The sequence below is a fragment of the Priestia sp. P5_B4 genome (assembly GCF_056400385.1).
The window spans coordinates 39056-45055 of sequence record NZ_JBFULJ010000006.1; the positions used below are offsets into that span (position 1 = coordinate 39056).

At 37.2% G+C, this 6000-nt stretch carries 8 protein-coding genes; 3 read left to right on the forward strand and 5 right to left on the reverse strand.

Features of this window, described 5'->3' with window-relative positions; genetic code table 11:
- Positions 1-133: 133 nt before the first annotated feature.
- Both AC1DRF_RS01850 and yutH read right to left on the reverse strand, forming a co-directional pair.
- Positions 134-1123, reverse strand: coding sequence for a 2-hydroxyacid dehydrogenase (locus AC1DRF_RS01850; protein ID WP_477740279.1), 990 nt, complete (start codon positions 1121-1123; stop codon positions 134-136).
- Positions 1124-1240: 117 nt separating this feature from the next.
- Positions 1241-2242, reverse strand: coding sequence for a spore coat putative kinase YutH (gene yutH, locus AC1DRF_RS01855; protein WP_477740280.1), 1002 nt, complete (start codon positions 2240-2242; stop codon positions 1241-1243).
- 176 nt (positions 2243-2418) lie between these two features.
- Here yutH and AC1DRF_RS01860 point away from each other — a divergent pair, with 176 nt between their 5' ends.
- Entirely contained in the window at positions 2419-2919 is a 501-nt protein-coding gene (locus AC1DRF_RS01860; RefSeq protein WP_013059631.1) for a phosphatidylglycerophosphatase A family protein, read from the forward strand.
- A gap of 36 nt (positions 2920-2955) precedes the next feature.
- On the opposite strand, the gene AC1DRF_RS01865 is transcribed toward AC1DRF_RS01860, so the two are convergent.
- On the reverse strand, positions 2956-3726 hold the full coding sequence (locus tag AC1DRF_RS01865; protein ID WP_013059632.1) for a TIGR01457 family HAD-type hydrolase: 771 nt from the start codon (positions 3724-3726) through the stop codon (positions 2956-2958).
- 74 nt (positions 3727-3800) lie between these two features.
- Positions 3801-4238, reverse strand: a complete 438-nt coding sequence (locus AC1DRF_RS01870) for a DUF86 domain-containing protein (protein WP_043977243.1) — start codon at positions 4236-4238, stop codon at positions 3801-3803.
- Positions 4239-4400: 162 nt separating this feature from the next.
- Between AC1DRF_RS01870 and AC1DRF_RS01875 the strand changes: the two genes are divergently transcribed.
- Positions 4401-4667, forward strand: a complete 267-nt coding sequence (locus tag AC1DRF_RS01875; protein ID WP_013059634.1) for a DUF3055 domain-containing protein — start codon at positions 4401-4403, stop codon at positions 4665-4667.
- A 49-nt stretch (positions 4668-4716) separates the two neighbouring features.
- Here AC1DRF_RS01875 and AC1DRF_RS01880 read toward each other — a convergent pair whose 3' ends face one another.
- Positions 4717-4992 (reverse strand): YutD family protein, encoded by a 276-nt coding sequence (locus AC1DRF_RS01880; RefSeq protein WP_013059635.1) that lies wholly within the window; start codon positions 4990-4992, stop codon positions 4717-4719.
- A 196-nt stretch (positions 4993-5188) separates the two neighbouring features.
- On the opposite strand from AC1DRF_RS01880, the gene AC1DRF_RS01885 reads away from it, so the two are divergent.
- Positions 5189-5830, forward strand: a complete 642-nt coding sequence (locus AC1DRF_RS01885) for a YhcN/YlaJ family sporulation lipoprotein (RefSeq protein ID WP_427076591.1) — start codon at positions 5189-5191, stop codon at positions 5828-5830.
- The last annotated feature ends 170 nt before the right edge of the window (positions 5831-6000 follow it).

Consider the following 6000-nt stretch of genomic DNA (forward strand, 5'->3'; position numbering starts at 1 on the left):
ACTCGTTAAAAAAATTGGTATATAAAGATAAATGTAAATTTTTAAAATATTTCATTTTATTATCATAACATGGCTCCCACTGTTTTTTAACAAAAAAAAGACAATTTCACGGAAATGAAATTGCCTTTTTCTGTTATGATTTTTTCGCAAACGCTTCTTTATTTACAATTGTAATAGGAGACTCGTTTGTAAGTACTGCTTTAATGTTTTTAACACATAAAGAAATCATTTCCGTGCGCGTTTCGATACTCGCACTGCCGATATGAGGAAGAGCTACAACATTAGGTAACTGAAGAAGAGGGTGAGAAGCAGAAATAGGCTCTTGATCGAATACATCCAAGCCAGCTCCAGCAATTTCACCGGATTGAACCGCATGTAACAATGCTTGCTCATCAACCACTGCTCCTCTTGAAGCATTAATAAAAATCGCAGTTGTTTTCATTTGTTCAAATGCTGAAACATTAAATAAATGTTTGGTTTCGTCCGTTAACGGTGTCAAACAAACAACAAAATCAGATCGTTCAAGCAGCTCATTTAACTCACAGTAAACTGCATTGAGTTTTTTTTCTGCTTGAAGGTTGCGGCTTCGATTGTGGTACAAGATTTCCATATCAAAACCTGTAGCACGTTTCGCAAGCGTCTCTCCAATTTTCCCCATTCCAACAATACCTAATGTTTTATGATGAATATCTCTACCCGCTAACAAAAATGGACTCCAGCTTTTCCACTGATTTTCTTTCACATATCCAGCAGCTTCTACTAAACGTCTAGCTACACTCATTAATAAACCAAACGTTAAATCTGCTGTTGTATCAGATAAAACATCGGGGGTATTAGAAACGATAATTCCTCGTTCAGTTGCCGTTTCTACATCAATATTATCGAATCCGACCGCCAAGTTAGCTACAAGCTTTAAATGAGGAGCTTGCGTAAGCAATTCACTGTCAATACGATCTGAAAGCATTGTTAATAGAGCATGTGCGCGCTTAGCTTTTTCACAAAGCAGCTCATGAGGGACTGCCTCATCTTCTTTATCCCACATTTCCACATTCGCTACTCCCTTTAAAGGTTCGATTAATTCATTCGGTATTTTTCTCGTAATAAATACAAACGGCTTGTCCATATGTACGCCACCTCTTTATCCTTTTTAAACTGCATGCACAAAAACAAAATAGAAAAACAGGTTTGGATTATCCAACACCTATTTTTCTATTTTATCATATTCTATAGTAATCGCTTTTTAATGAATCCATGTTAATTCAGGAATGTGATAACGAGACGTTGAAATACCCACCGACTGGTAAAAGCGCTTCAGAAAAGCTTCGTAGTGAGAAGAATGAGCTAATACTCCTTCCAGCTTCTCATAATACTTTTGTTTTTGCCTCTCATCTTGTACACTGTAATACCCTTCAATGACCTCAAAATAATGAACGGGAAAAAGAAGTCTAGCATATAACAGTCTCCATGAAAAAGAAGAAAGCGGATTTACCTTTTCATATTCACTTAAAAACTGATGCATGTGCCTTTCATCGACAGCGTATGTTAATAAATATTGTTCCCTTATATATTCAGCTATATCTCTGCTTGGATGATCGAAGACCCAATCTGCTGGGAGCTTGTAAACGTAGTCTTCCCCCCATGTTTTTTGCCCGAACCGATGATGACAAATCGTCGCAGCGTCAACTGAACGAGGCAAATCGTCAATTTCCGTGTCTACTAGGTATTGAATAGCATTTTCCGTTAATCCTAGGTAATAAGGAAAAGTTTCTAAAAAACGTTTTTCCATCTCTTGATTAGGCAAAGCACGTAATCTTCCATACCAAAATTGCTCCATCTGGTCGAGACGCTTCTCCCACATGGACTTCCATTGCCCTAGCCGGTTTGCTTTTTCCACTTCATAAGGAAACAGTCTCCCTTTTTGATGAAAAACAGCTAGCTCGTGCCCAGGTGAAAAGTTGGGGTTTTTCTCTTCCGCAAGACAGCGGCAAATGATAAATTTTTCAGTTTCAGTTTCTGTAATCATTTCACCATTCAAATTAGGCATAAATGTTGCCACATGGCGATCACCTTGGCCCATCAGAAATTGACTCATTTGATATAGTTCATTTAACTCGTCTTGTTCCCTTTGTTTTACATTAATGATTGTATATAAAATATCTCGATACTGAAAACCTTCAAATTTACCTACGGGCATAAATTCATTTGGACGTAATCCGTAATGCTCATAAATGGTTTGTATCATTTTAATCCCTCTCTTCATTCATTCAAGAAATTATATGATGGAAAACAACATTACTTGTCATAATATTTACGGAGGAATGAATAGATTAGAAATACACCATTTATAGTTATTTACTCCGGGTTAGTAGTATGAAACAACTTTAGACTTAAAAATATATAGAAAACAGGTGATGATACTTGGAGAAAAAACATACACAAAGTGAGTTAGAAAAAAAAGCAAGAGAATGGTTAATAGAACGCGGCGTGGCTCTTACAGACATTGCTGAACTGGTCTATTACTTGCAAAAAAAGTATCACCCAAACTTAACAATCGAAGACTGTTTATATAACGTTGAGCGCGTCATTTCTAAACGAGAAGTTCAAAATGCTATTTTAACGGGTATTCAACTAGACGTCCTCACAGAAAAAAAAGTGATTGAGCCGCCTCTGTTGGATATTCTTGAGAAAGACGAAGGTTTATACGGTATCGACGAGATTTTAGCATTATCGATTGTAAATGTGTACGGATCAATCGGCTTTACCAATTACGGGTATATTGATAAACAAAAGCCGGGTATTCTAGAACGATTAAACGATAAATCGACTGGAGAGTGCCACACTTTCTTAGATGATTTAGTAGGCGCAATTGCCGCCGCTGCTTCTAGCCGGTTAGCGCATCGGGCTGCCAGTCAAGAATAGGTTAAAAAACAAAAAAAGCTGTCAATTGACAGCTTTTTAAATTCGCTCCATCCACTCTTTTAGTGAATCTACCGTATATGTTGGCTTTTTCTCATATCCTTCTAGTAACTCTCTTGTTGTTACACCTGTATGGACTAATAATGTATCTAAGCCTGCATTCATCCCTGCTAAAATATCTGTATCATAGTAATCACCAATCATGATTGTTTCTTCTTTTGGCGTACCGATGACTTCAAGGGCTTGCTCCATAATAATACTTTCTGGTTTGCCAATAAATACTGGATTTGTTTGAGTAGAAACCGTAATAACAGACGTGATAGATCCATTACCAGGCAGTAAGCCTCTTTCAGTAGGAATCGCAATATCTCCGTTCGTTGAAACAAAAAAGGCGCCGTTTCGAACGTTTAAACATGCTTTTGCTAATTTTTCATATGTAATTTCTTGATCTAAACCAACAACTACAAAATCCGTATCTTCCTCTTCAATGGTAAATCCTTTTTCAAGCAACGCATGTCGGATTCCTTCTCCACCAATTACATAAGCTGAAGCGTTTGCTTTGCGTTCGTGTAAATAATTAGCTGTTGCCTGGCTCGTTGTAAAAACTTGTTCTTCTGTTGCAGGAATGCCAAATGCCTCTAGCTTTTCAGCTACTTTATCAGGCGTTTTTGTGGAGTTGTTTGTTACAAATAAATAAGGAATTCCTTTTTCCTTTAATTTAATAACAAAATCACGCGCCTCGGCAATTAGCTCTGTTCCTTTGTACATTGTTCCGTCTAAATCAATCAAATATCCTTTATATTCCTTCATGTTGTGTGATCTCCTTTCAAGTCTCATACTTGAAATCATAGCTTATTTTTTATACAACTACAACTTGCTTGCCTTTAGTTACGAAAAGCAGACACAGGTCCTAACTCTGTCTCTAGATATGTCCTTACGCGCTCTGAAAATGCTGCCAGTACGTCTTTATGCTGCATCACTTTTTGATAAATATCCTGATGATTAACATCCACATATTCTTGAACAACGCTTTTACGCAATTGAACGATCTCTTTTAATGGCGTTTCTTCCTCTTTTTTAACCACTTTCTCGTCAACTAAAATGTCAATGATATCGTCGTAACTGCCTGGATCTCTCATAATAAACCCATCAATCATTGCATTTCCTACATCTAAAACGTTTTCAATTAAAAGGTGTACAATTCTCTCTAATGCTTTTTTCTCTATTTCTGTGTTCCAGCTCGAATGCTCAGCAAACAAGCGAACATGTTCATCAAAAAAAACAAGCGTGGCTTCTATTTTTTCACGATCTACAAAGTACATATTATTTCCTCCCTAGTTGTCAGCTCTCTATAAATCTTTTCTCATAAACAAACGGGGTTCCTGTTCTATTTTATCATGACCCATTATCCATTTGATAAATTCATTTTTGTTTTTGACCTTATTTGATATGATACACATACAACCTATGAAAGGAGTATACCTATGAGCGAACGCTTTTATCTATATGACGATGTTGTATCTACAAAGACCCGGTTTGTCAGCTTTATGGGCGAAAATCAACGATTTGATTTAGCTATTATCCAAACCGACCGTTATTATGGCAAACAAGTTGTTCTTGATATTCAAGGAGGACGCTTTGCCATCATTGGACAAGATGACCTTGAAGAACCAAACTATCTTGAAGAAGTATTTAAATTAAACAGTGAAGACGGTCAGGAACTTCGCGAATTTTTATATGAAATCATCTAAAAAAAAAAGGCAGCGTGAAGGACAATTAGTGTCTTCGGCTTGCCTTTTTTTACTTATGGACTTTTTTTAAGACAAAATACGCACAGCCAAAATTACAATATTCATGTAAATAGTCTTGAAGCGTACTAATCTTCGTATCATACGTTGCCTTTTGATTTCGGTCATCAAAAAAGCCTCGCAGTCGAAGCTGATTGTATCCCCAATCTCCCACAATATAGTCATAGCGGCTCAGCACATCAATAAAGCGACCTCTAAATGCCTCTTCATTAAATGCCTCACGCTCATCTTTTAATACTTCATAACAAATATTATTGATACAGACCATTGCTCACACCTCTTCTCTTAAAATTTACCATACCATAATTATGATGATGAAACCATCAATTAACATGAAATTTTTCACGTATAAGCAGCACTCTAATCCTGTAGGGGTTTTATCGGTATACCTACTGATCTTTTATGCTCCACATGAAGGTTCGCCGGTTTACCTGGCGTACGATATTTAACTACAGGAGGTGGAAATGGTGAAGAAATCTATTCTTGGAATCGCTTTGATAACAAGTATGTTAACCATTGGCTGTCAAAATAAAAACACAGCTGAAAATGAAAATTTATCACCAAACAACCCAGATGCCATTAATGTAAACGAGCCTAATCATTATTATAATCCAAATAATAATAGCGGCACAAATTATGGATATGTCCGATACACTAAAAACACAAATGAGCAAAATTCCAATATGAACCAAGTAGGAACATTTAATCGAGAAGAAGCAGCCGACAATATTAGTAAACTGAGCACCGCTATCCCAAATATTAAACAAGCCGATACGCTAGTAACGGATAAAGATGTGCTTGTTGCTTATAAAACAGATGCTAAAAATCGGAATAACGCAGCCGATCAGGTAAAACGTACAGCTATGTCTGTAGTCCCTCGTTATTATCATGTATACGTCTCAGATAATCCGAAACAGATGGACCAAATCGAAAATATCAGTGAAATGAATACACAAACAAATGATGCTAGAAAACGAATCGATGCCGTTATTCAACAAATGCTAAAATCTCCCCAAGGGCGTAACATGAACAGCGGAGAAGATGCAAATGGAAGAGAGAAAAACGAATTGAATGAACCGATGACGGACAAAGATATGGTGGAATAAACAAAAAAGTTGAGGCGTAACTAAAAGAATGTAATCGAAAGACGAAGAAATGAGACACATGAGCTGAACCGCTTGTGACACCGCWGTTGATTTCCGTGCAAGGCTTCGCTTTCCGCGGGCGGCCGSTGAGCCTCCTCGTCGCTTGYGCTCCTGYGGGGTCTCATCTGTTC

Excerpts from the sequence above, each read along its gene's own strand:
- AC1DRF_RS01850 (WP_477740279.1), bottom strand. The coding sequence starts at position 1,123 with ATGGACAAGCCGTTTGTATTTATTACGAGAAAAATACCGAATGAATTA.
- yutH (WP_477740280.1), bottom strand. The coding sequence starts at position 2,242 with ATGATACAAACCATTTATGAGCATTACGGATTACGTCCAAATGAATTT.
- AC1DRF_RS01865 (WP_013059632.1), bottom strand. The coding sequence starts at position 3,726 with ATGAAGGAATATAAAGGATATTTGATTGATTTAGACGGAACAATGTAC.
- AC1DRF_RS01870 (WP_043977243.1), bottom strand. The coding sequence starts at position 4,238 with ATGTACTTTGTAGATCGTGAAAAAATAGAAGCCACGCTTGTTTTTTTT.
- AC1DRF_RS01875 (WP_013059634.1), top strand. The coding sequence starts at position 4,401 with ATGAGCGAACGCTTTTATCTATATGACGATGTTGTATCTACAAAGACC.
- AC1DRF_RS01880 (WP_013059635.1), bottom strand. The coding sequence starts at position 4,992 with ATGGTCTGTATCAATAATATTTGTTATGAAGTATTAAAAGATGAGCGT.
- AC1DRF_RS01885 (WP_427076591.1), top strand. The coding sequence starts at position 5,189 with ATGGTGAAGAAATCTATTCTTGGAATCGCTTTGATAACAAGTATGTTA.